This window comes from Micromonospora sp. NPDC048063, from assembly GCF_043202855.1.
In the GTDB taxonomy this organism is placed as follows: domain Bacteria; phylum Actinomycetota; class Actinomycetes; order Mycobacteriales; family Micromonosporaceae; genus Micromonospora.
Window position 1 is genome coordinate 1 of record NZ_JBIDBG010000046.1, and the last position, 2050, is coordinate 2050.

2 protein-coding genes are annotated in these 2050 nt (G+C 72.1%); both read right to left on the bottom strand.

What is annotated here, in order from left to right; translation table 11 throughout:
* On the bottom strand, window positions 1-317 hold a 317-nt coding region (locus ACGFZ2_RS34305), incomplete at its 3' end, for a hypothetical protein (RefSeq protein ID WP_393461023.1).
* A gap of 125 nt (window positions 318-442) precedes the next feature.
* Window positions 443-2050: condensation domain-containing protein (locus tag ACGFZ2_RS34310; RefSeq protein WP_393461026.1), on the bottom strand; the 1608-nt coding region annotated here is incomplete at its 5' end.

Genomic DNA, 2050 nt, shown 5'->3' on the forward strand with positions numbered 1-2050 from the left:
CGCGACACCAACACCCCGAACCCCGGATCACCCGCCACGCCCACCCGCAACACACCACCCGACGACAGGCCCACCACCACCTCGCCCTGACCGGTGTACCGGGCGAGCACACCCACGACACCGGCCAGCACCACCGCGCCGGCGGACTCCGCACCCGCCAGGTCGGGCAGGTTCACCGTCCGGAACTCCGACGCGGCCGGGGCCGGCCACGTTGTCGGCCGACGCAGGTCGCCCACCAGGTCGAGGACCTCGAAGTCGGTGCCGGTCCCGGCGCCCCCCGCGGCCTGGGCCTGACCACCAACGAACCCGACAGACATGAGCCAACCTCCGATCAGGGCCGGCGCCGCCTGCAACAGGCGCGCCGGGCGAAACACGAACTCCGTGGGCGCGGGGCTGCCGCGTCCACGGCATGACGAGCAGTCCGGTGTGGACGAGGGCGAGTTCAGTCGGCGGTGGGGGCCACCGCGGGTCCGGCTTCGAGGAAGCGCAGCATGTGGCCGTTCAGTTCCTCCGCGAAGCTGTACGGCAGGTAGTCGGTGCGGATGGTGACCCGCAGGAGGGCATGGTCTGCGCGGGGGAGCACCTCGACGGTGAGTCCGTTGGGCACCTCCCGGGCGTACGGGTCGACGACCTCCTCGGCCCGGCAGCCGGGCAGTTCCAGCGGAAGCACCACGTTGTCCTGGAACACGAAGGTCGGCAGGCTGGCGACCACCTCGCCGGAGAGCCCGGCGGCGGGGTCGTCGGCGGTCTCCGCGAAGGGGACGTCCTGGGCCTGCATGAGGTCGGTGATCGTCTCGTTGACCCGCAGGACCAGCTTGTCGTCCTCCGGCCCGTCGAACCGGACCCGGACGCAGTTGAGGTTCAGCCGGGTGGTGAAGGCGGAGTCGAGGACGCGGCTGCCCCGCTTCGCCACGACCATCAGCAGGCCGATGTCGTCTTGGTGGTGGACGGCGCGCAGCGCGGAGGCGAATGCGGCGACGAAGTAGCTGGAGCGGCTGAACCGCTGTTCCCGTGCCGCGCGATCCCAGCGGCGCATGACCTCGGGGGTGACGGTGACGATGTGTCCGGCCTTCGGGCCCCACGCCAGTGCCTGTTCCAGCGACGCCGTGGGCTGGCCGTGGCCCTGGCGGGGCAGGCCCCGCAACTGTTCACGCCAGTACGCCCGCTGGGTCTCCAGGTCGGCGGCCTCGCGCAGCCGGGCGTATTCGTCGTACGACTGCCGCAGCGTCGGTGCCGGCCGTTCCCAGACCGGAGTCGCACCCGACAACCGGGCCGCGTACGCGTGGCCGAGGTCGCGCACCAGCAGCGCGTACGACCAGCCGTCGAAGGCGATGTGGTGGATGCCGATGCCGAACAGGGTCCGGCCGGTGGATTTCTCGCGGATGAGGGCGGCCCGCCAGTTGCGGCCCTGGGTGTAGTCGAGTGGTTGTTGCACCGCTTCGGCGAGTTGGTCCAGGGCTTCCTGTTCGCTGGTGGCGTCGGTGAGGAGCCGGAGCTGGGGCATGCCGGGGTTCGGCGGGATGAGTGCGACGGGCGGGTCGACGCGTCGGTAGCGGGCGTGCAGTGCCTCGTGCCGGCGGTGCACGTCGCCGAGCGCGGCCATCAGCGCGCGCAGGTCCAGCTCACCCTCGATCCACCAGGTGACCGGGACGACGACCTCCAGGGGCGACATCAGGCACTTCGCCACCTGCTGCGCGAGCGGAACCGGGCCCGGGCGCTGACGGGTCTGACCGGCGGCCGGGCCGGCCTCCGTACGGCGGGGTGCGGTGGTCAGCCAGCGGCCCAGCCCCTGCGGTGTCGGCGTGCGGTGGATCTGCGACACGGGCACGACGACGTCCGCGACCTCGTCGATGCGCGTGGCCACGGCGGCCGACTGCAACGACGTGCCACCCAGGTCGAAGAAGCTGTCGCGCGTGCCGACCCGGTCGATGCCGAGGACGGTGGCGAACACCCCGGCGACGAGCCGTTCCTCGTTCGTCGTCGGCTCCACGTACGCCACGTCCAGGTCGGGGCGCTGCGAGCCGGGTTCGGGCAGTGCCCGTCGGTCGAT